The sequence below is a fragment of the Reyranella massiliensis 521 genome, from assembly GCF_000312425.1.
GTDB lineage: Bacteria > Pseudomonadota > Alphaproteobacteria > Reyranellales > Reyranellaceae > Reyranella > Reyranella massiliensis.
The window spans coordinates 4584624-4610663 of the sequence record NZ_HE997181.1; the positions used below are offsets into that span (position 1 = coordinate 4584624).

Here is a 26040-nt window from a genome sequence, read left to right on the forward strand (position 1 = left end):
CGACCGGACGGCTTCATGGCGCGAAGAGCCCGCCGTAACCCTGGTTCTGGGTGAAGAACATGACGATGAAGCCGATGATCGCGCAGATGAAGCCCACGATGCCGAGCCAGGTCATCGGCAGGTCCTGCCAGGACGGCAGGGTGCCGGCGAGTCGCCGCTCCTGCTTGATCTTCACGCCCCATGCCCAAAGAAAGAAGGCAATGGTCGGCGCCAGCACGAGGCCCAGGACCAGGAGAACGATGCGCATGACGGCTCCAGTCCTACGTCAATCCGCAGCAGTCAGCACGAATTGCAGGTTCTTCAGCATACCGGCCGTCGCGCCCCAGATGTAGCGTTCGCCGTACGGCATGGCGTAGTAGCGTCGTTCTCGCCCCTGCCAGACCCGGCTGTCGATGCGGTGATTGCGCTCGTCGAGGAAATGGTCGAGCGGCACCTCGAAGACGTCGGCGACCTCGCGCGGATCTGCACGGGCCGTGAATCCCGGCGTGACGATGCCGACGATCGGCGTGATCTCGTACCCCGTCCCGGTGCGATAGTGGTCCATGGACCCGATCACCTCGATGAAATCGCGGGTGAGTCCTACTTCCTCCTCGGTTTCCCGCAGGGCGGTCGCAATCTCGTCGGGATCTTCAGCCTGACGGCGGCCGCCGGGAAAGGCGATTTGGCCGGCATGGCTCGGCATGTCTTCGGTGCGCTGGGTCAGCAGTACCGTCAGTCCCGCATCGCGGCGCACCAGCGGCACCAGGACGGCCGCCGGCCGCCAGACCTCCGGCAATGGCACTACGCCACTTAGGGAGAAGTCGCTGCCGAGCGGTGGTTGGAGGACGGGCAATCCAGATGCCAAGCGTCGGCTGCGCTCACCGACCCGCCGCACAATTTCGTCAACTGTCATGCCCTTGTTCCGGCCTCAATTCTGGGCTTCCCTCAACTATATTCCTTCGACGACAGGAGCGCCCTGGTGGCCCCCGACACATCCACTGCTACCGACGCTGACGCCCAGGCCGCCCTCGCCGATATCGAGCGGTTGGGCGGACAACTCCGTGCCGCCCGCGCCGCCATCGGTCAGGTCATATATGGCCAGCAGGACGTCATCGATCAAACGCTGGTTGCGCTGCTCTCGGGCGGCCACCTGTTGCTGATCGGTGTCCCGGGCCTCGCCAAGACGAAGCTGGTCGACACGCTGGGCGTCGTGCTCGGCATGGATGCCAAACGCATCCAGTTCACGCCCGACCTGATGCCGGCCGACATTCTGGGCTCGGAAGTACTCGAAGAGACCGATGCCGGCCGCCGCTCCTTCCGCTTTGTGCAAGGCCCGGTCTTCGCCCAGCTCCTGATGGCGGACGAGATCAACCGCGCCAGCCCGCGCACACAGTCGGCCCTGCTGCAGAGCATGCAGGAGAAGCACGTCACCGTGGCCGGCAAGCGCTACGACCTGCCGGCGCCGTTCCATGTGCTGGCGACACAGAACCCGCTCGAACAGGAAGGCACCTATCCGCTGCCCGAAGCGCAGCTCGACCGCTTCCTGCTGCAGATCGACGTCGGCTACCCCGACGAGGCGGCGGAACGCCAGATCATGATCGGCACGACCGGCGCGGTCCAAGCGACGCCGGTGCAGGCATTGACGCCGGCCGACCTGATGGCCGCGCAATCGCTGGTCCGCCGCCTGCCGATCGGCGAGAGCGTCGTCGACGCCATCCTGAAGCTGGTCCGTGCCGGCCGGCCCGAGCACACCGACCTCGACATTGTCCGCCAGCGCGTTGCCTGGGGGCCCGGCCCCCGCGCCAGCCAGGCCTTCATGCTGGCCTGCCGCGCGCGCGCCATCATCCAGGGCCGTCTCGCACCGTCGGTCGACGACGTGGTGGCGCTGGCCGGCCCGATCCTGCGTCATCGCATGGCCGTGAATTTCTCCGCACGCGCCGAAGGCGTGACCGTGGAGTCCGTGATCGCCCAGATGTGCGCCCGCCTGGCCTGATGCCGGCTTGAGCATTGCCCCGCGGGAGCCGATGGCCTCACCTTCAACCCTCAACCGATCGCTGGAACTCGCCGGAACGCTGCCTGCCTTGATGGTGGCGGCCGATCGCGTCGCCGCGACGGTCATCCAGGGCGTGCACGGCCGGCGTCGCGTCGGCCAGGGCGATGCCTTCTGGCAGTACAGGCCGTATCGCGACGGCGACAGCGCCAGCCAGATCGACTGGCGCCAGAGCGCGCGCAGCCGCAACCTCTTCGTGCGCGAGACCGAATGGGAGGCTGCCGCCAGCGTGTGGCTGTGGCGCGATGGGTCGCCGTCCATGCAGTACGCCTCGCTGCGCGGCCTCGACACCAAGGCAGTCCGCGCCGAGGTGATCACGCTCGCGCTCGCAAGCCTGCTGACCGACGCTGCCGAGCGGGTCGCCGTGCTGGGAACTGGTATGCGCCCGATCACCGGCCGCATCGCCGTCCGACGCGTCGCCGAAACCCTGTTCGACGAGACACGCGAGGGCAATCGCCAGCCGCCCAGCCTGCCGCCGATGGTGCCGCTTCCGGCGCATGGCACTGTCGTGCTGGTTTCCGACTGGCTCGACCCACTGGAAAAGATCGAGGACATCGTTCGCTACTATGCGAGCGCCGGCGTGCGCGGTCATCTCGTGCAGGTGCTCGACCCCGCCGAGGAAGATCTGCCCTTCGATGGCCACGTGAAGTTCGAGGGCCTGGAAGCCGAAGGCCAGCACACGATCCGTCGCGTCGAAACGGTGCGCACGGCCTACGGTGCACGCCTCGCCGCCCAACGGGAGGGCCTGCAGCGCCTCGCCCGCCCCGCCAACTGGACGGTGCACCTGCACCGCACCGACCGGCCGGCCCAGACCGTCCTGCTCTCCCTCTACCTCGCCATGGCCGACCTGCGTCGGCTGACGACGACCTGAACCATGCTGAGCTTCGGCGCTTTCGCGTTTGCCGCCCCCGGCATGCTGGCCCTGCTGCTGGCGCTGCCGGTGATCTACTGGCTGCTGCGGCTGATCCCGCCACTGCCCAAGCTGGTGCGCTTTCCGGCCATCCGCCTGCTGATCGGTCTGGAGCCTGCCGAACAGACGCCGATGAAGATGCCATGGTGGCTGCTGCTGCTGCGCCTTCTGCTCGCCGCCGCGCTGATCCTGGCGGTCGCCCGGCCGCTTCTGAACCCGCAGGCCGAGTTGCCGGGCCGTGGGCCCTTGATGCTGGTGATCGACGACGGCTGGTCATCGGCGCCGGGTTGGGCGACGCGCATCGCCCATGCCGAGCGCCTGATCCAGCGCGCCGAGCGCGCCAACCGACCCGTCGTGCTGATCGGAACCGCGCCGGCCCCTCTCGATGCTCCGGTGCTGCGTCGCGGCGCGATGCGGCCGGACGAGGCCCGTACCCTGCTGCGCGCCTTCCGCCCCAAGCCCTGGCCGACCGACCGTGCGGCAGCCGTCACCGCCATCGACCAGCAGCAGGTCGATCCCGGCGCCTATGTCGTCTGGCTGAGCGACGGGCTGGAAGACAAAGGCACGGCGCGCCTGACCGAACGGCTCCGCCGCTTCGACGGCCTGCAGGTGTTGCTGCCCGATCAGGCCACGACGCCGCTGCTGCTCCTGCCGCCGGCTGCCGAAGGCCGTGACCTCAAGGTGAAGGCACTGCGCCCGGTGGCCGACGGGCCGCGCAAGACGGCGATCCAGGCTTCGGACGAGCATGGCCGCGTCGTCGCCCGCATCGAGCTCGACTTCGCCGCCTCTGCGACGGAAGGCGAAGGCGTGCTGGTCGCGCCGGCCGAGTTGCGCAACCGCATGGCGCGCCTCGACATCGAGACCCAGGGCGGCGCGGGCAGTGCCATCCTGCTCGATGAACGTCACCGCCGCCGACCCGTCGCCATTCTCGGCGAACGGGCCACAGCGGGCGGGCAGCCGCTCCTGCAGGAGATCTACTTCCTCGAGCGCGCCCTCGATCCCTATGTCAGCCTGAGCATCGGCGATCGCGAATCGGTCCTGACGCGCAACACGGCCGTGCTGCTGATTCCCGATGGTGCCGCGCCGTCGGCCAACGACCGCGAAGAGATCGCCAAATGGATCGAACGCGGCGGCGTCGCCGTACGCTTCGCCGGCCCCAATCTCGCCCAGGGCAACGACAATCTCGTGCCGACGCCGTTGCGCCTCGGCGATCGGGCGCTGGGCGGCGTGATGAGCTGGGGCGAGCCGAGTGCGCTCGCCGAATTCCCGGCCAACAGCCCCTTCCTCGGCATCCCGATCCCGAAGGACGTGCGCATCTCCCAGCAGGTGCTGGCCGAGCCGACGCCCGACCTCGCCGACAAGACCTGGGCGCGGCTGGCGGACGGCACGCCGCTGGTCACCGCCGAAAAGCGTGGCCAGGGGTATCTGGTGCTGATCCACACCACGGCGAATACGGGCTGGAGCAACATGTCGCTCTCCGGCCTGTTCGTGAACATGCTGCAGCGGCTGGTGACCTTGTCGCGCGGCGTTGCAGGCGACGGCGTGAACAAGGCGCTGAAGCCGTGGCGTACGCTCGATGGCTTCGGCCGTCTCGGCGCGCCGCCGGCCGGTATCCAGATGCTGCCCGCCGACGCCGGCGAGACGTTCGTGCCCAAGCCCACCTCGCCGCCGGGTCTGTATGGCGACGAGAACGCACAGGTCGCCTTCAATATCGGCGGCCGCATCCCGGCACCCACGCCGCTCATGCTGCCGAGCGGCATCTCGAGCGACACGCTGTCGGAAGGCGGAGAGACGGACCTGTCGCGCTGGTTCCTGCTGGGCGCGCTTCTTCTGCTGCTGGCCGACCTTTTGATCTCATTGTGGCTGCGTGGCCTGCTGCCGCGCGCGCTCCGCATCGGCCGTGCCGCTCCGGCAGCGCTGTTGCTGGCGGCCACGCTCGCCGGCGCGCCGGACGTCCAGGCGCAGCAGCCGCAACCGCCGCGGCCGGCTGCGACACAGGCCACGCCTCAGGACAAGCCCGGCCCGCCGCCGCTCACAGAGGAGCAGGCGCTCAAGGGCTCGCTCGACATGCGGCTCGCCTACATCGTTACGGGCGACAAGGAAGTCGACGACATCAGCAAGGCGGGGCTCGAAGGTCTGAGCGAGATCCTGCGCAACCGCACGTCCGTCGAGCCGGCCGATCCGGTCGGCCTCGACCTGGAGCGCGACGAGCCGCGACTCTATCCGCTGATCTACTGGCCCGTGACGTCGACGCAGCCCGCTCTGTCGCCGCGCGCCCAGGCTGCCCTCGACCGCTACCTGCGGACCGGCGGCATCATCTTCATCGACACGCGCGACCAGCACCTGAGCTTCGATCGTCCCGCCGGTGGCAACCCCGACCTCAAGCGCCTGCTGGCCGGCATCGAGACGCCACCATTGCAAGCAATGCCGCCGGACCATGTGCTGACCAAGGCCTTCTACCTTCTGTCCGACATGCCCGGCCGCTGGCAGGGCGGAAAGCTCTGGATCGAAGCCGGCAGCGGTCGCGTCAACGACGGCGTCACGACGATCGTGATCGGCTCCAACGACTATGCCGGTGCCTGGGCGGTCGACCAGCGTGGCCGCGGCGTCATGCCTGTCTCGCCGGGCGGTGAGACTCAGCGCGAGATGGCCTTCCGCTTCGGCGTGAACCTCGTAATGCACGCCCTCACCGGCAACTACAAAGACGATCAGGTCCATCTGCCCGACATCATGCAGAGGTTAAGGCGATGAACATGACCTCGGCCGTTTCCGTCGCTTTCGATCCGTTGCTGCCGTGGACGGTGCTTGCCGTTCTGGGCGGCATCGGCCTTGTCCTGCTGCTGCTCGGCCTGCGGGCCGGTGCGCGTGGCACCCTGTGGCGGCTGGGTTCGCTCGTCGTCGTGCTGGCCGCGCTCGCAAACCCGTCGTTGATCGAAGAAAAGCGCAAGCCGATCGCCGACGTGGCGCTGATCGTGGTCGACGACAGCGACTCCATGACCATTGGCGAACGCCGCCAGCAGGTCCAGGCGGCGCGCGAGAGCCTGAAGCGCAAACTCGGCGAGCAGGACGGTCTCGAGATTCGCGAGACGGTGCTGCAGCCGTCGCACATCCAGCTCGGCAGCGAACGGCCGGGCGGTACGCGCCTGATCGAGGCGATGCGCTCGGCGCTGGTCGAGGTTCCGCCGGAGCGGCTGGCGGCGGTCGTGCTGTTGAGCGATGGCCAGGTCCACGACGTCCCGGTCGGCGTGCCGCCGGAGCTGGGCGGCGCGCCCCTGCACGCGCTGATCGCCGGCAAGAAGAACGAGCGCGACCGGTTGATCGTGCTCGAACAGTCGCCGCGGTTCGGTGTCGTCGGTCGCCAGGTGACCGCAAAGTTCCGAATCGAGGATCCTGCCGGCGGCACCGCGCCGGTCACGCTGTCCGTCGGCGGCGATGTCGTCCGTCGCATCGACGTGCCGGTCGGCCGCTCGGTCGAGCTGCCGATCACCGTCGGCAATCCCGGCGCCAATGTCGTCGAGCTGGAAGTCGGCGCAGGCCAGAACGAGCTCACGCTCGACAACAACCGCGCCCTCTTCACCATCAGCGGCGTGCGCGACCGCCTGCGCGTGCTGCTAGTGTCGGGCGAGCCCTATCAGGGCGAGCGGGCATGGCGGAACCTGCTGAAGAGCGATCCGGCCGTCGACCTCGTGCATTTCACCATTCTGCGCACGCCGCAGAAGGATGACTTCACGCCGGTGCGCGAACTCTCGCTGATCGTCTTCCCGATGCGCGAGCTGTTCGAGCAGAAGCTGAAGGAATTCGACCTGATCATCTTCGACCGCTACGAGTCGGGGAACCTGATCACGCGCGACTACTTCCGCAACATCGCCGAATACGTGAAGGGCGGCGGCGCGCTGCTGGTGTCGGTCGGCCCGGTCTTCGCCACCCAGCGCTCGCTCTATCGCACGCCGCTCGGCGCCGTGCTGCCTGCGGCGCCGTTGGGCGACGTGCTGGAAACGCCGTTCAAGCCGAAGGTCACCGATATCGGCCAGCGCCATCCGGTAACGGCGAACCTGCCGCAGGCCGGCGCCCCCGACAAGGAACCCGAGTGGGGCCGCTGGTTCCGTCTCGTGACGTCCCGCACCGAACGCGGCAATGCCGTACTGGCAGGCGCCGAAGACCGGCCGCTGGTCATCCTAGACCGCGTCGGCGAAGGCCGCGTGGCTCAGCTCATGTCCGATCACCTGTGGCTGTGGAATCGCGGCATCGACGGCGGCGGGCCGCAGCCCGAGCTGGTGCGCCGCGTCGCCCACTGGCTGATGAAGGAGCCCGACCTCGAAGAAGAAGCCCTGCGCGCCACGGCCGTCGGCGGTCGCATCGAAGTGACGCGCCGCACGCTCGCCAACAGCTTCCCGCAGGTCGCGATGACGATGCCCGGCACGCCGCCGAACGGCGGCGAGACGCGGACCCTGGATCTGCGCCAGGCCGCACCGGGTCTGGGCGTTGCCGTCGTCGATGTCGACAAGCCTGGCCTCTATCGCTTCGACGACGGCACGTTGCGCACCGTCGCGGCCGTGGGCAGCCCCGACCCGCTGGAATTCTCCGACGTGCGGGCGACCGACGCCAAGCTCAAGCCGCTGGTCGAGGCGACCAATGGCGGCCTGATGTGGCTCAGCGACCAGAACGAACCCGACATCCGCGCCGTCCGTCCCGGCCGTGCCGCCGGCGGTTCCGACTGGATCGGCGTGCGCCGCAACGAAGGCTACACGGTCGCCGGCATCAACCAGCTGCCGCTGCTGCCCGGCATCCTCGTGGCGCTGGCCTTCCTGTTGGCCATCGGCAGCGCCTGGTGGCGCGAAGGCCGCTGAGAACGGCGGAAGCTGCCGTTACCAACCCGAAACTTGATCGCCTGCCTCGTGGCGCCATTTTGGGCCCAAGAGGTAAATACCATGATCGAACTCAGACCTTTCGAGAAGCTCGGCAAGTCGAACCACGGCTGGCTCAACGCCAACTTCCATTTCAGCTTTGCCGAATACCGCAACCCGGAGCGTATCCATTGGGGCGCCCTGCGCGTGTGGAACAACGATCGCATTGCCCCGCAGTCCGGTTTTCCGCCGCACCCGCATCGCGACATGGAGATCGTGACCTACGTCATCAAAGGCGCGATCACGCACAAGGATCACCTCGGCAACGAGGGCCGGACCGAAGCCGGTCAGATCCAGGTGATGAGCGCGGGCAACGGCATTCAGCACGCCGAGTACAACATGGAGCAGGCCGAAACCGAGCTGTTCCAGATCTGGATCCTGCCTAACAAGCAGGGCGTACCGGCACGCTGGGAGACCGTACAGTTCCCGGCCGACGGGCGCGACGGCAGGCTGGTGCCTCTGGCATCGGGGCGCGGCGACGATGGAGCGATCCCGCTCTATGCCGATGGCTCGTTGCTCGCAGGCACCCTGAAGGCAGGCCAGTCGATCCGTCAGAAGCTCGGCGGCAAGCCCGCCTACCTCGTACCGGCCAAGGGCAAGATCGAGGTACGGGGCAGCGACGGAAAGCCCGTGACGGCCAATGCACGCGATGGCGTCGCTGTCGTCGACCAGGACGAAATCGAGCTCACGGCGCTCGAGGATGCCGAGATTGTGCTGGTCGAAACCGACAGGTTGAACTGAGCGTCGGTACAATTGACGCTAGAGACCGGGCGGGCTTTGATCCGCCCGGTTTTCGTTTGGGAGAGACGCATGGCCTACAAGGGCTTCGATCTGACGGGCAAGGTGGCGCTGGTGACCGGCGGCAATGGTGGCATCGGCCTCGGCATGGCCGACGCAATGGCAGAAGCCGGCGCCGACATCTGCATCTGGGGCACCCGCAAGGAAAAGAACGACGCGGCCGTCGCTCAGCTCAAGAAGCATGGCCGCAAGGTCCATGCCCTGACCGTCGATGTCGGGGACGAGAAGCAGGTCCAGGATGCCTTCGCCGAAACGATCAAGGTGATGGGCCATGTCGACAATTGCGTCGCCAACGCCGGCGTCTCGGGCCGCGGCAAGGGCTCGCTCCTCGAGATGGACTACGAGGAATGGCGGCGCGTGCTGCGCGTCAACCTCGACGGCGTGTTCTTCACCTTCCGGGCGGCTGCCAAGCACATGGTCGAGCGTGGGCAGGGCGGCTCGCTGGTCGCCATGGCCAGCACGGCCGCCATCGAAGGCGCAGCGCGTTCGAGCCACTACGGTGCCAGCAAGGGCGGCGTCACCGCCATGGTACGAGCGTTGGCTGTCGAACTGGCGCGCTACAAGATCACCGTGAATTCGATCCTGCCGGGCTGGATCGAGACCGAGATGACGGCAAATGCCGTGGCCAATCCGAAGTTCGCCGGCAACGTGCTGCCGCGCATTCCGAGCCGTCGCTGGGGTACGGGCGCCGATTTCGGCCCCATCGCCGTCTATCTGGCGAGCAGTGCCTCCAACTACACGACGGGACGCGACTTCGTTATTGATGGCGGTTATACGTTGTTCTAGCCCTAGCTACGTTCACGTCTGCATCAAAATCCGCACCCTCGGGGGATCAAAAATGATGAATCGGTTTGCCGCTTGCCTCGCCGTCGTCGTCGCGCTTGGCGCCCTGCCGGCTGTCGCCCAGCCGCAACCCAAGCCCGTCGCGGCGCCGGGTAAGCCCGCGGCAGCGGCACCGGCCGGGGAAGATCGCTACATCGGCTACTACTATCCGAAGCCCAGCTCGACGGAGCACTACACCTCGCCGATGCAGACGATTGCCGGCACCGACCGCGCCCAGCGCGTGCAGTTCGCCACGGTCGTTTCCCAGGGCACGATCCAGTCCGCCTACCGGGTTCCCTACGCGGTCTTCGTGAAGGGCGAGAAGGCCGACAAGATGATCATCGTCGGGCTGCAGCCCGGCGAACTGGGCACGGTCTACCGCATGCGCGCGATCCTCGCGAACATGACGACCATGTCGCGCCTCTCGCCGTTCTTCCAGGAGCGCACGGTGGCGGAGGACGCCAACTTCTTCGACCTGCTGAAGCTGCTCGGCTTCCAGCAGATCACCATCACCGACGGCGACAAGGTCACCCATCAGGTCAGCATCAAGTAAGCCGTCTTATATCGCGTTCATGCCGCCGTCGATCACCAGCTCGGCGCCGGTCATGAAGCGGGACTCGTCTGAAATCAGGTAGAGCACGCCGTAGGCAATGTCCTCCGGCGTGCCGAATTCGCCGACCGGCACGCGCTGACGCGTGCGCTCGCGTGCCTTCTCGTTCGGCAGGATGCTCTCCCCCATCGGCGTGATGATGATGCCGGGATGCACGGAATTGCAGCGCACCTTGTAGCCCTTGCGCGCGCAATCGATTGCAACTGTCTTGGTGAACTGGCGCACCGCGCCCTTGCTCGCGCCGTAGGCCGAAAGGTCGGGTGTGCCTAGGAAGGCCGCGAGCGACGACAAGTTGACGATCGACCCGCCACCGGACGAACGCAGCGCAGGCACGCCATATTTACAGCCGAGGAAAACACCCTCGACATTGATCGACAGAATGCGGCGCCACTGCTCCAGGCTCTCGCTTTCGAAAGTCGAGGGAAACGGACCGGCGATGCCCGCATTGTTGACCAGCCCATTCAGCCGGCCCTCGCGCGCCAGGATGTCGTCGATGATGCGTTTCCAATCCGCTTCTTTCGACGTGTCCTGTTCCTCGAAGCGCGCCCTGCCGCCGATCTGCTGCACCGTCTCGAGGCCACCCGGCCGGTTGACGTCGGTGACGATCACGGTGGCACCTTCGGCCGCCAGGAGCTTTGCGGTGGCGCGGCCAATGCCCGATCCTGCGCCCGTGACGAGCACGACCTTGTCTGCAACGCGGCTCATGTTCTTCCTTCCCTCGATTTCCTTGTCGCGACGCTAGAAGCAGCGCAGGTTGGCGACAAGCAGGGGAGAAAACGATGGCTCGCACGCTGGAATTCTACTTCGACTATGGCAGCCCCTACAGCTACCTGGCCGACACGCAGGTCGCCGCCATCGCCGCGCGCACCGGCGCCACCCTGGTCAGGAAGCCGATGCTGCTGGGCGGCGTGTTCAAGGCCACGGGCAATGCCTCGCCGATGACGGTGCCGGCGAAGTCGAAATGGGCCTCGGCCGACATGCCGATGTGGGCGAAGCACTATGGCGTGCCGTTCCAGCCCAATCCGCATTTCCCGGTGAATACGCTCGCCCTGATGCGCGGTGCCGCTGCAGCCGAAATCGACGGCCTGTTCGAGCGCTACCATCCGGCGATCTACAAGGCGATGTGGGTCGACGGGCGCAACCTCAACGACATGAAAGAAGTTGCCGCCGTGCTCACCGCCGCCGGCCTCGACGCCGCAGCCTTCGGCCAGCGGATCCAGGATCAGGACGTCAAGGATCGCCTCAAGGCCACGACCGACGAGGCCGTGGCGCGCGGCGTGTTCGGCGCACCGACCTGCTTCGTGGACAGCACGATGTTCTTCGGCAACGATCGCCTGCCATTCGTGGAAATGGCCCTCAACGGAGAGCTTAAATGAAAAGACTTGGGGCGCTCGTCGCGGCCGGTACCCTCCTCGCCGCCCTGCCCTCGTTCGCACAGACCGTCGGCACCTGCCCGCGCGGCGGTGGCAGCACCCAACCGCAGCCCGTGCGTATCCTGTTCGATCTCGGCAGTTCGCAGGTCCGGCCGGCCGAGAAGCCCGTCATCGCGCAGGCCGTCAAAACTGCCAAGGACCGGCAGGTTTCGGCCATCTGCCTGATCGGCCATACCGACAAGCTGGGCGACAAGGCCTACAACGAAAAGCTCGCGCGGGCGCGGGCGCAGGCCGTCGCCGCCGCGATGGTGCATGCCGGTTATCCGGGCAAGAACATCACGATCGTCGCCGACGCGGAAGCCTTCGGGAACATGAGCCTGGGCAAGGAGAACGCCTCGGAAATCGATCGCAAGGTGACGATCTTTTACGCGCGCTAGACGTCAGTCGGCGGCGTTCATCTCGATTGCGACCTTGCCGACCACCTTGCGGTCGATCAGGGCACGGAAGGCATCGGCCGCGCGCTCCATCGGGAACCGATGCGAGATGTGCGGCCGCATGACGCCGAGGCCCGCGAGCCGCGGCAGTTCCTCGACATAGTCGCGGCCGAGCTCCGGCGAGTGGCGCAGGATCGTCTCGCCGGCCCGCACGCCCAGTACCGTCAGCCCCTTGATCAGGATGTGGTTGGACATGAGCTTGCTCGGCCCGCCCGAGGTGAAGCCCACGACCAGTAGCCGCGCGCCATAGGCGGCGGCCCGCACGGATTTCTCCAGCACCTCGCCGCCGACCGGATCGTAGACGACGTCGACGCCACGCCCGTCGGTCAGGCGCTTGGCCGCCGCGACGAAATCGTCGGTGCGATAATTCACGACATGGTCGGCGCCGTTCTGGCGCACGATCGCCAGCCGGGCATCGTCGCTGCCGGTGGCGATCACCGTGGCGCCGAGATGCTTGCCGAGCTGAACCGCCGCCAGGCCGACGCCGCCCGAGGCGCCGTGAACCAGCAGCATCTCGCCCTTCTTGAGTTGGGCGCGATGAACCAGCGAATGGAAGGCGGTCTGGGCGGCGACCCTGAAGCCCGCACCCTCGGCATACGACCAGTCGGCCGGCAGCCGCAGGAGCTGGCCCTTGGCCGGCACGCGGACATATTCGGCAAAGGCACCCGGGCGGACGCCGAAGATCACCCGGTCGTCCGGCTTCCAGGTGGTTACGTCCGAACCGACGGCATGGACGACGCCCGCGCCTTCCATGCCCGGCACGAAAGGCAGCTCCGGCTTGTGCTGGTAGCCACCCGCCACCATCAGGACATCGGGGAAATTGACCGAGGCCGCGCCAACCCGGACCACGATGTCGCCCGGCCCCGCTTCGGGGATCGGGCGTTGTTCGATACGAAGGACCGAGGGATCGCCGAGGCGATCGCAGACGACCGCCCGCATCGGGCTAGTCGAGCTCGAAGGCGTTCTTGTAGTCGAGTTTCAGCGCCGGATCCTGATCTTCCTTCTTGAGGAAGCAGTTGCCGACCACCAGCACTTCGATCTCGCTGCCCATGAAGCAACGGAACGCGTCCTCGGGCGTGCAGACGATCGGCTCACCGCGGACGTTGAACGAAGTGTTCACCAGGACCGAGCTGCCGGTCTTGGCCCTGAAGGCCTCGAGGAGCTTGTGGAAGTCCGGGTTGGTTTCCGCGTGCACCGTCTGGATGCGCGCAGAGTAATCGACATGGGTGACCGCCGGAATGTCGGACCGCGGCACGTTCAGCTTGTCGATGCCGAACAGCGCCTGCTCCGCTTCGGTCATGGCGCGGCGGCGGTCTTCGTTCACCGGCGCGACCATCAGCATGTAGGGGCTCTCGGTCTTGATGTCGAAGTACTTCGACACGTCCTCGCTCAGCACCGCGGGGGCGAAGGGACGGAACGATTCACGATACTTGACCTTGAGATTGAGCGTCTTCTGCATCGAGGGCGAGCGCGCATCGCCCAGGATCGACCGGGCGCCAAGCGAGCGCGGACCGAATTCCATGCGACCCTGCATCCAGCCCACCGCCTTGGAGTCGGCCAGCGCCTGCGCGGTCTGATCGATCATCTCGGCGTGCGTGAGACGGGTGAACTTGGCGCCCGCCGCCGTGAGGCGCTCGGCGATCTCGTCGTCCTTGAACTCGGGGCCGAGATAGGAGCCCGCCATGCTGTCCATGTGGCCATTGAGCTTGCGCGCCTGGCCGAGGAACCCGTGATAGGCGGCGTAGGCCGCACCGACCGCGCCGCCAGCATCGCCGGCTGCGGGCTGCACCCAGATGCCGTCGAATATGTTCTCGCGCAGCAGCTTGCCGTTGGCGACGCAGTTCAGCGCCACGCCGCCGGCAAGGCAGATATTCTTGGCGCCGGTTTCCTTCTTCACCGACTTGCCGAGCCGGATCACGATCTCCTCGGTCACGGCCTGCACCGACGCCGCGAGGTCCATGTGATGCTGCGTGAGCTGCTGCTCGGGCGTACGCGCCTTGCCGCCGAACAGCGCGCCGAACTTGTCGTTCGTCATGCGCAGGCCGGTGCAATAGTCGAAATACTGCTGATCCAGGCGGAACGAGCCGTCTTCCTTGAGGTCGACGATCTTGTCGAGGATCAGGTTCTTGAACTTGGGTTCGCCATAGGGCGCGAGGCCCATGACCTTGTACTCGCCCGAGTTGACCTTGAAGCCCGTATAATAGGTGAAGGCCGAGTAGAGCAGGCCGAGCGAGTGCGGGAAGTGGATCTCGCGCAGCATCTCGAGCTTGTTGCCCTGGCCCCAGGCCAGCGACGTCGTGGCCCATTCGCCGACGCCGTCCATGCACAGCACGGCGGCTTCTTCGTAGGGCGACGGGAAGAAGGCCGACGCGGCATGGCTCTGGTGGTGCTCGCCGAACAGCAGACGCTTCTGCCAGTCGAAGTCCGGCTCCCAGTGCTTCATCTCATCGCGCAGCAGCGTCTTCTGGAAGAGCTTCTCCTTCAGCCACAGCGGCATGGCCATGCGGAAGGACGTGAAGCCACGCGGCGCGTAGGCGAGGTAGGTCTCGAGCAGCCGCTCGAACTTCAGGAACGGCTTGTCGTAGAAGGCGACATAGTCGACGTCCGGCAGCTTGATGCCGGCGCGGTCCAGACAGAACTGGACCGCATTCTGCGGGAAACCCGCATCGTGTTTCTTGCGGGTGAAGCGCTCCTCTTGCGCAGCACTCACAAGGCGGCCGTCTTCAATGAGCGCCGCGGCGCTGTCGTGATAGAAGGCCGAGATGCCGAGCACCCGCATGGGACTGGTCCTACCCGATTAGAAGAGCGTGTAGATGAAGGGCGCGATCGCCGACCCCTTGGTCAGCACGATCAGGCCACCGAAGATCACCATCATGATGAGAATCGGCAGCAGCCAGAATTTCTTGCGCTCTCGCATAAACTGCCAGAGTTCGGCAACAATGGAGCCCATGGCTCGGTCCTTTCGCGATCAGAACTGGTTACGCATCGATTGCGGCGGCGGCCCCGGCGGGTCGCGGTCGATCCAGTACGTCTTGGCGTTCCGGTCGAGCTTGAGCCGCAGGAAATCCTTGCCGAAGGCCCGCATCACGAGCCCGATCGGCATGATCGTCACGAAGAACAGCAGACCGAGGATGAGCGGGTTCATCACCTTGTAAAGGAGAAGCCCGAACTTCAGCCAAAGCCGGTTCAACGGAGCGAGGATCTTGGGGACGGTGAGCGCGACGACAAGAAACGCTACCGCAACGGGTAGCGTCCAGTGCCACGCCCAGCTGTGGTGCCACAGCGAGAAGGCCGTAAGGATGCCGAAAAATCCGGCAAATACGAGACCGAAGCCGCGATCGGAGCCCGCCTGGACGTGCTCCTCTCGCGAAAAGTCTTCATGAAGCTGGCTGGTCGCCATTTTCTTAACGTTCGCGATTCCTTTTGGGGGCCCTTAACTCCCTGATCCCAAACGCCAAGTCAATTGGCGACCTCGTGAGCGGTTATTCCGCCGCGGCCGCCGTGGCCTGATTGTAGCCCAGCAGTGCCGACAGGGTTCGGCGCCACACGGCCGTGGCGCGCTCGAAGCTGAGCCCGTCCCGGCGGCGGAGCACGATCCAGGCGTCGAGCGACAGGGCCGCGCCGATCGCATCGGCCAGTTCCTCGCGGGCCTGTTCGTCCAGAGCCGCGAATTCCGGCGCAAACGTCTCGAAAGTGGCCGCCCGAAGCTCGCGCTTGGACGCCAGACCACGCTCGATCAGGGCCGGATGGCCGACGAACTGGCCGGCCGCAACGCGCAGAGGGACAGTCTTGTCAAACAACTCAGCGAAGTTCTGCACCAGCGAGGCGATGCGGATGACCTGCGGCTCGTTGGCAGCCGTGGGCGCCGGAGCCGCCACATCCTTACGGATGGCATCCATTACAGTAACGAAAAGTGACTCGACGTCGCCGAAATGCTGGAATACCGAACGCACCGAGACGTCCGCGCGCTTGGCAACCGCAACCACGGTAGGGGCGGTGCTGGTTTCGGCAATCATTGCCTTCGCCGCTTCGATGACCTTGCGACGGGTCTCGGCCGCACGCCGATTGCGCCCATCGGTACGGCCAGCCGTCCCGCTCACATCCGCTGCTGTCGCTGCCACTGCGTTGCCGCGCGGCATCACCGCTGCTTCGCTCATGTACTCATTCCTATCCGAAGTTGGAGGCCAACGATGGTCAACGACCTGTCCGTCGCCTGGAGGGCGTGAGATAAGGGCCGAGTAAGGCAGGAACAAGGTAAACTCCGTCGCACCACCATGAATACGAGCCATGCAAAAACCCCGCTCGCCGTCCTCTGGGATTTCGGCGGCGTGATTCTCTCGAGTCCGTTCGAAGCGTTTAATCGTTACGAATTGGAGACTGGTCTTCCCAAAGATTTCATTCGCGGCCTGAATGCGCGCAATCCGAATACGAACGCATGGGCAAAGATGGAACGAAGCGAGGTTTCCCTCGACGGTTTTGTCGCGCTCTTCGAGGAGGAAGCGCGTCAGCAGGGTCACGCAGTAGAAGGTTGGAAAATATTGCAGGCACTGAGCGGCGACATTCGGCCGCAGATGGTCGAGGCGCTGCGCCGCTGCAAGGCTGCCTTTCGCATTGCCTGCATCACCAACAACATGAAGTCGGGGGAAGGCCCGGGCATGGCGCGCGGTCCGGAGAAAGCCAGGGCCGTCGCCGAGATCATGACCCTTTTCGAGCATGTCGTTGAATCGAGCAAACTCGGCCTGCGCAAGCCGGATCCCAAGATCTATCGGCATGCCTGCGATCTGCTCGGTGTGCCGCCGGAGCGATGCATCTACCTCGACGACCTCGGCATCAACCTGAAGCCGGCGCGGGAGATGGGCATGCGTACCATCAAGGTGGTGGATCCCGACGTCGCGATCGACGAGCTGCAGGCGATGGTGGGAATTCCCCTGCGAGGCTGACCCTGGTGAAGCGAGTCGCGCGCCCGATCACGGCGACCTATCTGCAGAATGCGGCAGCGTTCTATCTCGAACGATACGCGAGTTCGGCAGAGGGATTGCGGCGCGTGCTGCGGCGGCGCGTGCGCAAGGCCGAGATGCTCGATGCACCCGTGATGGAGAATGTCGAACAGGCGATCGAAGTCGTTGTCCAAAAGTTCGTCAGAGCGGGCCTGCTCGATGACAAGGCCTTCGCCCAGACGAAGGCGCGCTCTCTCCATCGTCGCGGCGCGTCGAACCGTCTGACCCGACAGCGCCTGCAGGCCGCCGGCGTCGACCAGGATACGGTCAACCATGCCATGGCTTCGCTCGACGACGAGCTGGGGGCCGATCCTGCGAGCCGGGAGCTGAAGGCGGCAGCGGCGTTCGCACGACGGCGGCGGCTCGGGCCTTACCGGACAACGGATCGTGAGCCCAATCGCCTGCGCGATCTGGCGGCGCTGGCGCGGGCAGGTTTCGCCTACGACCTCGCCCGCAAGGTGATCGATGCCGCCGATCCCGACACTCTCGCCGGCACGCTGGACGAAGCCTGACCGGCTCGCCATGGTTTCAAAGGAAGAGGCTCCTATGACCGTCACGATCTGGCACAACCCGCGCTGCAGCAAGTCCCGGCAGACGCTCGACCTTCTCCGCAGCAAAGGCGTCGAGCCCAAGATACGCGAGTATCTCAAGGAGCCGCCGAGCAAAGCCGAGGTCGAAAAGCTGATCGGCCTCGTCGGCGGCGATCCGGCCGAGCTGATCCGCGACGGCGAGGCCGAGTTCAAGTCGCTGAAACTCGACAAGACCAAACTCGGCAAGGCCGAGATCGCCAAGGCGGTCGCGGCCCATCCGATTCTGCTGCAACGTCCCATCGTGGTGTCCGGGTCGCGTGCGGCGATCGGCCGGCCGCCGGAGGCCGTTCTTTCACTCCTGAAATGACGCCATGATCGGACGGCTACGCCTCTGGTCGGGCTACGTCCTCTTCTTCTATGTCGTTACGCATCTCCTTAATCACGCCCTTGGCCTGATCTCGCTGCGCGTCCTCGAAGCGGGCCGCCGCTGGTTCGTCTTCATCTGGCACAATCCCGCCGGCCAGACCGTTCTCTACGGCGCCCTGTTGATCCACTTCTCTCTCGCCCTGTGGTCGCTCTACCACCGCCGCGCGCTGAAACTGTCGCACTGGGAGTGGCTGCAATGGAGCCTCGGCATCCTGGTCGTGCCGCTGGGCATGATCCATGTCGTCGGCACGCGGCTGGCCCACGAATTCTACGGCGTCGAACCTGGCTATCCCTGGGTGCTGGGGTCTCTGTTGGTCGGCGGATGGGAAAGCATCGCCCGCCAGTTCTCGCTGCCGATGGTGGTCTGGGTGCATGCCTGCATTGGGATGCACTTCGCCTGGCGCCTGAAGCCCTGGTATCGCGACGCACTGCCCTATCTCTATGCCGGCGCCCTGCTTGTGCCGGTGGCAGGTATCGCCGGCGCCGCCATCGCCCTGCGTGATGTCGCCGATCTCGCCCAACGACCGGGCTTCCTCGAAAACCTGTTCGACCGCGTTCGCGCGCCAACCGCCGCGCAGGTCGCGAACCTGTACATGATCTCCTACACCCTGCAGAGCGTGGCGCTGGCGCTGTTGGTGGCGATGTTCGCCGCACGACCGTTGCGCGACCTCTGGGAACGGCGCGCCGGCGTGGTCCGCCTCGACTACGGCGAACGCAAGAGCGTGACGCAGCCGACCGGCTTCACGATCCTGGAGATGAGTCGCATTGCCGGCATTCCGCACGCTTCGGTATGTGGCGGTCGCGGACGGTGCTCGACTTGCCGGGTCCGAATCGGCGGCGTCGATCGGGACAAGCTTCCACCCGCCGAGCCCGAGGAAGCGAAGGTTCTGGCACGCGTCGGCGCGCCGCCCAACGTGCGCCTCGCCTGCCAGGTCAGGCCGCCGCCGGGCCACTACAGTGTCACCCCGCTCCTGCCGGCCTCCGCAGGGCCGGTCGAAGCCTACCGCCGCCAGCCGCAAGCCCATGGCGGCGAGCAGTACATCGCCATCCTCTTTGCCGATATCAGAGGCTTCACCTCGATCTCAGAGGGCAAGCTGCCGTACGACGTCGTCTTCCTGCTCAATCGCTATTTCCGTGCCACCGGCCAGGCCATCGAGTCCGCCGGCGGACGGCTCGACAAGTTCATCGGCGACGGCGTGATGGCGCTCTTCGGATTGAATCGCACGCCGGAAGTCGCCTGCCGCCAGGCGCTCGATGCCGCCCGACGCATGTCGGAGGCGCTGACCGATCTCAACGAAGCTCTGTCGGGCGATCTCGACCAACCCTTGCGCATCGGCATCGGCCTGCATGCCGGCCCCGCCATCGTCGGCGAGATGGGTTACGAACGCGCCGCCCAGATCACCGCTATCGGCGACACGGTCAACACGGCGAGCCGGCTGGAAACACTCACCAAGGAATTCGGCGTAGAGCTGGTCGTCTCGCAGGAACTGCTGGACCGCGCCGGCATCAGCCTCGAGGGAGCCGCACTTCACAATGTCGAGATTCGCGGCCGCCAGGGACGCTTGGCGGTGCGCGCCGTCGAACGGGCAAGCGATCTCACGCCAATGTCATAAGATTTTCGTTGCCCGGCGGACGCCGCCGGCAAGAATCGCGACTGTCTCCAGGAGGAAATGATGCGCCCCATTTTCGTTGCGGCCATGACGTCGGTAGCGATTGCTGTGTCGATGCCTGCCTTTGGTGCAGGTGGCGGCGGCAGCATGGAGCAACAGCAGACCAAGCCCGTCGACGCCAACTACACGCGCGCCAAGGCGATGATCGAGGCCAAGGACTACAAGAACGCGGTTCCCCTGCTGCAGCAGGTCGTGGCCAAGGATCCCAGGAATGCCGACGCCTACAACCTCATGGGCTTCGCCACGCGCAAGTCGGGCGATGCGGCGGGTTCGCTGCAATACTATCAGCAGGCGCTCGCCATCGACCCCCGCCACATCGGCGCCTACGAATATCTTGGCGAAGCCTATCTGATGATGGGCCGGCTGCCCGAGGCCGAGCAGCAGCTGGCGCGCCTCGATTCGCTCTGCACTTTCGGCTGTACCGAGTATCGCATGCTCAAGGCCGCAATAGCCGACTTCAAAGCCGGCAAGCGGCCGACGAACTAGGCGTGGCGTGGGCTCAGTGCGCGACGAGCAGCGGCACCGTCATGGTCGCAAGCAGGGTGCGGCTGGCACCGCCCAGCACCATCTCGCGCACGCGCGAGTGGCCGTAGATCCCCATCACGATCAGGTCGACATCGCGATCGGCGGCACGTGACAGGATCACGCCGCCGACGTCGGAGCCGTCGGCGCTGTCGTGCTGGAGAACAGAATTTACACCGTGGCGGGACAGCCATTTGGCGATCTCCACCCCCGGCTCGCTACCCGACGACGTCTTCTGCGGGTCGATCATCAGCAGGGTCACCTTGAGAGCAGTCTTCAGAATCGGCAGGGCGGCCGTCACCGCCCGCACCGACTCGCGGCTGCCGTTCCAGCAGACCATGACATTGCCACCCGGCATCTTCGCGGCGCCGATATACGGCACGATCAGGGCGGGCCGTTCGGTCGCCATCGCCACACGCTCGACCAGGTCCGAAGGCGTCGCCGGCACGGCCTCAGGATCGTACTGGCCCAGCACGACCAAATCGGCATATCGCCCGGCCTCGATCAGACACTCGTCGGTCATGCCGGACACCGTCCGCCATTCGCTGGAACCGCCGGCGCCGCCGGTCACCTTCTGGAAAGTCGCGGAAGAGGCCGCCTCGTCGCTTCGGGCCGTCTCTTCATAGCTGGCGTAGAGCGCATCCATGGCCACGCTGGCATCGGTGAACATGGGTGCCTGGAAGGGCTGACGGACATGCAGCCCAATGAGATGCGCTCCATGCTGCCGTGCAATATCGACGGCGATCCTAAGCCGCCCCTCCGCGCCGCGCGTCGCATCGCAGTGCACGAGGATGGTCTTGTAGCCCATGAAGGTCCTCCAGAGGTTGCCCGGCCACCTTACAATACAACGCAATTGCTTGTGCAGGGTTGCGAAACTCTCTCTCGCATCGGCACTTGCAGCCTTTCCCGACCGTCCTTTCGCCCGCTATGCTGGCCCGGAATAAACGCCCGTTTACGCCGCCGCATTCGGAGGGCCTCCCGCAATGAGCACCGCCGCACCTGTTCCTCTTGTTTTTGGCGACTATGCGCTGGAGGACCGCTATCGGCTCAACAAAGGCCGCGTGTACATGACCGGCATCCAGGCGCTGGTGCGCCTGCCGATGATGCAACGCCAGCGCGACCTCGCGGCCGGCCTCAATACCGGGGGCTTCATCTCCGGCTATCGCGGCTCGCCGCTCGGCATGTACGACAACGCGCTGTGGGGCGCGAAGCGCTACCTCAAGGAAAACAACATCCACTTCCAGCCCGGGCTCAACGAGGACCTGGCGGCGACGGCGGTGTGGGGCAGCCAGCAGACCAACCTGTTCCCCGGCGCCACGGTCGATGGCGTGTTCTCGATCTGGTACGGCAAGGGCCCGGGCGTCGATCGTTCGATGGACGTGCTGAAGCATGGCAATGCCGCCGGCACCTCGCCGCACGGCGGCGTCATCGCGCTAGCGGGCGACGACCATGGCTGCCAGTCCTCGACCTTGCCGCATCAGAGCGAGCAGGTCTTCTCGGCCGCGATGATCCCCGTCGTCAATCCGGCGACGGTTCAGGAGTATCTCGATTTCGGCATCCTGGGCTTCGCATTGTCGCGCTACTCGGGATGCTGGGTGGGCTTCAAGGCGATCTCCGAGACCGTCGAGAGCGGCGCCTCGGTCTGGGTCGATCCCGAACGCATCCAGATCGTGATGCCGACCGACTTCCAGCTCCCGCCGGGCGGCCTCGGTATCCGCAACCCCGATCCGCCGCTCGAAGCGGAGAAGCGTCTGCACGGGCCAAAGATGGACGCCGTGCGTGCCTTCGTGCGCGTCAACGGCTTCGACAGGATGGTGATCGATCCGCCGCGCCCGCGCATCGGCATCATGACGACCGGCAAGGCCTATCTCGATACGCGCCAGGCGCTGGAAGATCTCGGCATCGACGACGAGCGCGCCAAAGCGCTGGGCATCCGCCTCTACAAGGTCGGCGTGACCTGGCCGCTGGAACCCGAAGGGGCGCGGCGTTTCGCCGAAGGCCTCCAGGAAGTGATCGTCGTCGAGGAGAAGCGCTCGAACCTCGAAGACCAGCTCATCCGCCTGCTCTACAACTCGCCGGCCGATCGTCGCCCGCTGGTGATCGGCAAGGCCGACGAAACCGGCCGCATCATCCTGCCGAGCGAAGGTGAACTGACACCGACTGGCGTCGCCATGGTGATCGCCAACCGGCTAATGAAACATCAAGGCGAGTCGCCCGAGCTGCGCCAGCGGCTGGCCCGTCTCGAAGCCAAGGAGAAGCTCCTCGCCGCCCCGCCGCCCAAGGTGGCGCGCACGCCGTTCTTCTGCTCAGGCTGCCCGCACAACACCTCGACGCGCGTGCCCGAGGGCAGCCGCGCCATGGCCGGCATCGGCTGTCACGGCATGGCGATCTGGATGCCGGAGCGCCGCACGTCGCTCATCTCCCACATGGGCGGCGAAGGCGTGGGCTGGGTCGGCCAGGCGCCGTTCCATTCCGACAAGCATATCTTCCAGAATCTGGGTGATGGCACCTACTACCATTCCGGCCTGATGGCGATCCGCCAGTCCGCTGCCGCCGGCGTCAACATCACCTACAAGATCCTGTTCAACGACGCCGTCGCCATGACCGGCGGCCAGCCGCACGACGGGCCGCTGACCGTGCCGGAGATCACGCGCCAGGTCGAAGCCGAGGGTGCGAAGAAAGTGGTCGTCGTCACCGACGAGCCGGACAAGTACCCGATGAATGCCGGCTTCGCACATGGCGTCACCATCCGTCACCGCGACGAACTCGATGCCGTGCAGCGCGAGCTGCGCGATATTCCGGGCCTCACCGTCATCGTCTACGACCAGACCTGCGCGGCCGAAAAGCGCCGCCGCCGCAAGCGCGGCACCTTCCCCGATCCCGCCAAGCGCGTGTTCATCAACGATGCCGTCTGCGAAGGCTGCGGCGACTGTTCCGACAAGAGCAACTGCGTATCGGTCAAGCCGCTGGAGACCGAACTCGGCCGCAAGCGTCAGATCGACCAGAGCAATTGCAACAAGGATTTCTCCTGCCTGAACGGCTTCTGCCCGAGCTTCGTATCGGTACACGGCGGCGCCGTCCGCAAGGCACGGAGGCCGCAGCTCAAGGTCGTGCAGGACGATCCCTTTGCGTCTCTGCCGATGCCGACGCTGCGGCCTCTGAGCGAGGCCTACGGCATCCTGGTAACCGGCATCGGCGGCACCGGCGTGATCACCGTCGGCGCCCTGATCGGCATGGCCGCCCATCTTGAAGGCAAGGGCTGCACCGTGCTCGACTTCACGGGTCTTGCCCAGAAGAACGGCGCGGTGATGAGCCATGTCCGGCTCGCGCCCAAGCCCGAGGACCTGCATGCCGTGCGCATCGCCGCCGGCGGCGCCAACCTGGTGTTGGGCTGCGACATGGTCGTGGCTGCGTCACCCGCCGCCCTCTCGCGCATCGAGCAGGGCGTCACCAAGGCGGTGATCAACGGCTACGTCCAGCCGGTCGCGGCCTTCGTGATGAACGGCGATATGGATCTCGGCGCCGAAGCAATGATGAAATCCATCCGCGACGCCGCGGGCGACGAGGCGACATCGTTCATCGACGGCACCGGCCTCGCTACGGCGATCCTGGGAGACTCGATTGCGACCAACCTCTTCATGCTGGGCCATGCCTGGCAGAAGGGCCTGATCCCGCTGTCGCTGGAAGCGATCGAGCGCGCCATCGAGCTGAACGGCGTTGCCGTCGAGACCAGCAAGCGCACCTTCGCCTGGGGCCGTCTGGCCGCCCACAATCTCGCCGCCGTGCAGGCCGCGGCCAAGCCGACGCTTCGCGTCGAGAAGCCGGTTGCCCGCACTTTGCCTGAGATCGTGGCCAAGCGAGTCGAGCTGCTGACCGCCTACCAAGACAAGGCCTATGCCGAACGCTATCGCGCGTTTGTCGACAAGGTCTCAAAGGCCGAGAAGGACAAGGCGCCCGGCCGTCGAGGCCTTGCGGAGGCTGTTGCCAAGTCGCTCTACAAGCTGATGGCCTACAAGGACGAGTACGAGGTCGCCCGCCTCTACACCGACGGCGAGTTCCTGAAGAAGCTCGGCACGCAATTCGAAGGCGACTACAAGCTCACTTTCCATCTTGCGCCGCCGCTGTTCGCCGATCGCGATCCGACGACAGGCCAACTCAAGAAGAGCGAGTTCGGAAGCTGGATGATGCCGGCCTTCCGCCTGCTCGCCTCGCTGAAGCGCCTGCGCGGCAGCAAGCTCGACATCTTCGGCTACACCGAGGAGCGGCGCATGGAGCGCCGGTTGATCGGCGAGTACGAGGCCACCGTCGAGACGCTGCTCGCCACGCTCGGCCAGGACAATCACGCGATGGCGGTGCAGATCGCCGCGTTGCCCGAGACGATGCGCGGCTTCGGCCACATCAAGGAGAAGAACGTGAAGGCCGCGAAGGAACGCGAAGCAACCCTGCTCGCTGCCTACAAGAGCCCGGCCACACAGTCCGTCGCGGCCGAATAACAACGCCTCCGAAACGAGGACGGGACGCCTGCGCTCCCCTAAGGGGTTGGGGAAGGAGCGCAGACGTCCCGGGTACGCGCGCTGTCTGCGAAGGGAGGAATGCAGCCAGCGTATTTGTCGCTATAAGCCCGTTCGCCTGGGGAAGGTAATCACAATCTGCGGACGAGTATCGCACCCCAACTGCAATCGCGAGCGATCTTGAACGCGTTGGCGCGTCAGGCGCGACCGCTCTGGTGCGAGAAGGATGCCGGATCGAACCGGCCGCCGGGCCCACCTTTGCCGCCGAGGCGATCGAGGGCGCGCTGCCACTTCGCGGCGAAGTCGACATCGAATACCAGCTCGGCGTCGCCGTCGACGACCAGCCAGGCATTGTCCTGCATTTCGCGATCGAGCTGGCCGGGTGCCCAGCCGGAATGACCCAGCGCCAGCCACGCATGCTTGGGGCCGCTGCCGCCGGCCATGTCCCTCAGAATTTCGAGCGAGGCGGTGAGCGCCATGCCGCCCTCGATCAGCAGGGTCTCCTCGCGCTTGTAATCGGCTGAATGCAAAACCAGGCCGCGCGCGGTTTCGACCGGGCCGCCAAACAGCACCGGCCGTTCGGCCGCCGCCGGCGATACTTCGATCCCGAGCTGTTTGTAGACCTGGCCCAAGGGGAGGTCGTCGACCTTGTTGTTCACGATGATGCCCAAAGCACCATCGTCATCGTGTTTACAGAGAAACACGACGCTCTTCTGGAAACGCTCGTCCGGCATGGACGGTGCGGCGACCAGGAAGCGGCCGACCAGCGTAGCGGCGGGGGAGCCTGACCCGGACATGATTCTATAATCCTCCAAATCCATGGGGATTGTCCGGTCAAAGATCAAGGGTCACAGCGCCCGCATAGACAAAGGCCGGAGCCCGGCCTAGGGTCCGCCGGTTCGCAAAAGGCCGCGGTTGGGCGGCATTGGAGGAGCAGAGAATGGCGAAAGTCGGCGACAAGGTGCCCAGCGCCACGTTGCGCACCATGGGTCCGGAAGGCCCCAAGGCGGTCACCACCGAAGAACTTTTCGCGCCCGGCAAGAAGGTTGTTGCCTTCGCGCTGCCGGGGGCGTTCACCCCCACTTGTTCAGCAAAGCACGTGCCCGGGTTCGTGGCCGAAGCAGCTGCCCTGAAGGCGAAGGGTGTCGATACGATCGCCTGCATTTCCGTCAACGATGCGTTCGTCATGGGCGCCTGGGGCAAGGACCAGAAGGCCGGCGATGCCGTCCTGATGCTGGGTGACGGCAATGGCGAATTCACACAGGCAATGGGCCTGACCATGGACGGCTCCAAGTTCGGCCTCGGCACGCGCAGCCAGCGCTACGCCATGGTCGTCGAGGACGGCGTCATCAAGAACCTCTTCGTCGAGAAGCCCGGTGCGTTCGAAGTGTCTTCGGCCGAGCACGTGCTGAAGAACCTCTAGCGCCTGGGACCATCCACGGCC

26 protein-coding genes are annotated in these 26040 nt (G+C 65.9%); 16 read left to right on the forward strand and 10 right to left on the reverse strand.

Annotation, left to right across the window (positions count from 1 at the left end; all coding sequences use genetic code 11):
* Positions 1-13: 13 nt before the first annotated feature.
* Positions 14-247: a hypothetical protein gene (locus tag BN60_RS22410; RefSeq protein WP_020698398.1), complete on the reverse strand. Its 234-nt coding sequence runs from the start codon at positions 245-247 to the stop codon at positions 14-16.
* A gap of 18 nt (positions 248-265) precedes the next feature.
* On the reverse strand, positions 266-781 hold the full coding sequence (locus BN60_RS22415; RefSeq protein WP_245539837.1) for a CoA pyrophosphatase: 516 nt from the start codon (positions 779-781) through the stop codon (positions 266-268).
* 177 nt (positions 782-958) lie between these two features.
* Here BN60_RS22415 and BN60_RS22420 point away from each other — a divergent pair, with 177 nt between their 5' ends.
* The 7 genes from BN60_RS22420 (at position 959) to BN60_RS22450 (ending at position 10016) form a co-directional block, all read left to right on the forward strand.
* On the forward strand, positions 959-1972 hold the full coding sequence (locus BN60_RS22420) for an AAA family ATPase (protein ID WP_020698400.1): 1014 nt from the start codon (positions 959-961) through the stop codon (positions 1970-1972).
* 31 nt (positions 1973-2003) lie between these two features.
* The gene (locus BN60_RS22425) at positions 2004-2900 is read left to right on the forward strand and encodes a DUF58 domain-containing protein (RefSeq protein ID WP_020698401.1); all 897 of its coding nucleotides are present in this window, start codon (positions 2004-2006) and stop codon (positions 2898-2900) included.
* A gap of 3 nt (positions 2901-2903) precedes the next feature.
* Complete coding sequence (locus BN60_RS22430; protein ID WP_020698402.1) at positions 2904-5690, forward strand: DUF4159 domain-containing protein; 2787 nt, start codon at positions 2904-2906, stop codon at positions 5688-5690.
* Between the two features lie 2 nt (positions 5691-5692).
* Entirely contained in the window at positions 5693-7786 is a 2094-nt protein-coding gene (locus tag BN60_RS22435; protein ID WP_020698403.1) for a hypothetical protein, read from the forward strand.
* 81 nt (positions 7787-7867) lie between these two features.
* Positions 7868-8584 (forward strand): pirin family protein, encoded by a 717-nt coding sequence (locus BN60_RS22440; RefSeq protein ID WP_020698404.1) that lies wholly within the window; start codon positions 7868-7870, stop codon positions 8582-8584.
* 69 nt (positions 8585-8653) lie between these two features.
* On the forward strand, positions 8654-9427 hold the full coding sequence (locus BN60_RS22445; RefSeq protein WP_020698405.1) for an SDR family NAD(P)-dependent oxidoreductase: 774 nt from the start codon (positions 8654-8656) through the stop codon (positions 9425-9427).
* 52 nt (positions 9428-9479) lie between these two features.
* Positions 9480-10016 (forward strand): hypothetical protein, encoded by a 537-nt coding sequence (locus tag BN60_RS22450; RefSeq protein WP_020698406.1) that lies wholly within the window; start codon positions 9480-9482, stop codon positions 10014-10016.
* A gap of 6 nt (positions 10017-10022) precedes the next feature.
* Here the strand turns inward: BN60_RS22450 and BN60_RS22455 are convergent, their stop codons facing one another.
* Positions 10023-10778, reverse strand: a complete 756-nt coding sequence (locus BN60_RS22455; protein WP_020698407.1) for a glucose 1-dehydrogenase — start codon at positions 10776-10778, stop codon at positions 10023-10025.
* Between the two features lie 74 nt (positions 10779-10852).
* On the opposite strand from BN60_RS22455, the gene BN60_RS22460 reads away from it, so the two are divergent.
* Together BN60_RS22460 and BN60_RS29205 are read left to right on the forward strand one after the other, a co-directional pair.
* Complete coding sequence (locus BN60_RS22460) at positions 10853-11449, forward strand: 2-hydroxychromene-2-carboxylate isomerase (protein ID WP_020698408.1); 597 nt, start codon at positions 10853-10855, stop codon at positions 11447-11449.
* Positions 11446-11883 carry an OmpA family protein gene (locus tag BN60_RS29205; protein WP_020698409.1) on the forward strand — a complete coding sequence of 146 codons (438 nt, stop codon included), beginning with the start codon at positions 11446-11448 and terminating at the stop codon, positions 11881-11883. The genes BN60_RS22460 and BN60_RS29205 overlap by 4 nt, the downstream gene beginning before the upstream one ends.
* A gap of 3 nt (positions 11884-11886) precedes the next feature.
* Here BN60_RS29205 and BN60_RS22470 read toward each other — a convergent pair whose 3' ends face one another.
* The 5 genes from BN60_RS22470 to BN60_RS22485 form a co-directional block, all read right to left on the reverse strand.
* On the reverse strand, positions 11887-12879 hold the full coding sequence (locus BN60_RS22470; RefSeq protein WP_020698410.1) for an NADPH:quinone oxidoreductase family protein: 993 nt from the start codon (positions 12877-12879) through the stop codon (positions 11887-11889).
* 4 nt (positions 12880-12883) lie between these two features.
* Complete coding sequence (locus BN60_RS22475; protein WP_020698411.1) at positions 12884-14719, reverse strand: carbamoyltransferase family protein; 1836 nt, start codon at positions 14717-14719, stop codon at positions 12884-12886.
* A gap of 18 nt (positions 14720-14737) precedes the next feature.
* Complete coding sequence (locus BN60_RS31050) at positions 14738-14890, reverse strand: DUF5989 family protein (RefSeq protein ID WP_020698412.1); 153 nt, start codon at positions 14888-14890, stop codon at positions 14738-14740.
* An 18-nt stretch (positions 14891-14908) separates the two neighbouring features.
* Positions 14909-15340, reverse strand: coding sequence for an SxtJ family membrane protein (locus BN60_RS22480; RefSeq protein ID WP_020698413.1), 432 nt, complete (start codon positions 15338-15340; stop codon positions 14909-14911).
* A gap of 82 nt (positions 15341-15422) precedes the next feature.
* Positions 15423-16097: a TetR/AcrR family transcriptional regulator gene (locus BN60_RS22485; protein ID WP_020698414.1), complete on the reverse strand. Its 675-nt coding sequence runs from the start codon at positions 16095-16097 to the stop codon at positions 15423-15425.
* A gap of 117 nt (positions 16098-16214) precedes the next feature.
* On the opposite strand from BN60_RS22485, the gene BN60_RS22490 reads away from it, so the two are divergent.
* Genes BN60_RS22490 through BN60_RS22510 form a run of 5 tightly spaced genes read left to right on the forward strand, consistent with a single transcriptional unit; the run spans position 16215 to position 20049 of the window.
* Complete coding sequence (locus tag BN60_RS22490; RefSeq protein ID WP_020698415.1) at positions 16215-16880, forward strand: HAD-IA family hydrolase; 666 nt, start codon at positions 16215-16217, stop codon at positions 16878-16880.
* Between the two features lie 5 nt (positions 16881-16885).
* Positions 16886-17449 carry a regulatory protein RecX gene (locus BN60_RS22495; protein WP_020698416.1) on the forward strand — a complete coding sequence of 188 codons (564 nt, stop codon included), beginning with the start codon at positions 16886-16888 and terminating at the stop codon, positions 17447-17449.
* Between the two features lie 34 nt (positions 17450-17483).
* A complete protein-coding gene (arsC, locus tag BN60_RS22500) occupies positions 17484-17834 on the forward strand; it encodes an arsenate reductase (glutaredoxin) (protein ID WP_020698417.1) in 351 nt (116 codons plus the stop codon).
* Positions 17835-17838: 4 nt separating this feature from the next.
* Positions 17839-19506 (forward strand): adenylate/guanylate cyclase domain-containing protein, encoded by a 1668-nt coding sequence (locus BN60_RS22505; protein ID WP_020698418.1) that lies wholly within the window; start codon positions 17839-17841, stop codon positions 19504-19506.
* 57 nt (positions 19507-19563) lie between these two features.
* Entirely contained in the window at positions 19564-20049 is a 486-nt protein-coding gene (locus tag BN60_RS22510) for a tetratricopeptide repeat protein (protein ID WP_020698419.1), read from the forward strand.
* Between the two features lie 13 nt (positions 20050-20062).
* Here the strand turns inward: BN60_RS22510 and BN60_RS22515 are convergent, their stop codons facing one another.
* Positions 20063-20893: a universal stress protein gene (locus tag BN60_RS22515; RefSeq protein ID WP_020698420.1), complete on the reverse strand. Its 831-nt coding sequence runs from the start codon at positions 20891-20893 to the stop codon at positions 20063-20065.
* Positions 20894-21068: 175 nt separating this feature from the next.
* On the opposite strand from BN60_RS22515, the gene BN60_RS22520 reads away from it, so the two are divergent.
* Positions 21069-24578: an indolepyruvate ferredoxin oxidoreductase family protein gene (locus BN60_RS22520; RefSeq protein ID WP_020698421.1), complete on the forward strand. Its 3510-nt coding sequence runs from the start codon at positions 21069-21071 to the stop codon at positions 24576-24578.
* 215 nt (positions 24579-24793) lie between these two features.
* Here BN60_RS22520 and BN60_RS22525 read toward each other — a convergent pair whose 3' ends face one another.
* Positions 24794-25393, reverse strand: coding sequence for a YqgE/AlgH family protein (locus BN60_RS22525; RefSeq protein ID WP_020698422.1), 600 nt, complete (start codon positions 25391-25393; stop codon positions 24794-24796).
* A 143-nt stretch (positions 25394-25536) separates the two neighbouring features.
* Between BN60_RS22525 and BN60_RS22530 the strand changes: the two genes are divergently transcribed.
* Positions 25537-26019, forward strand: a complete 483-nt coding sequence (locus BN60_RS22530; protein ID WP_020698423.1) for a peroxiredoxin — start codon at positions 25537-25539, stop codon at positions 26017-26019.
* Positions 26020-26040 lie beyond the last annotated feature (21 nt).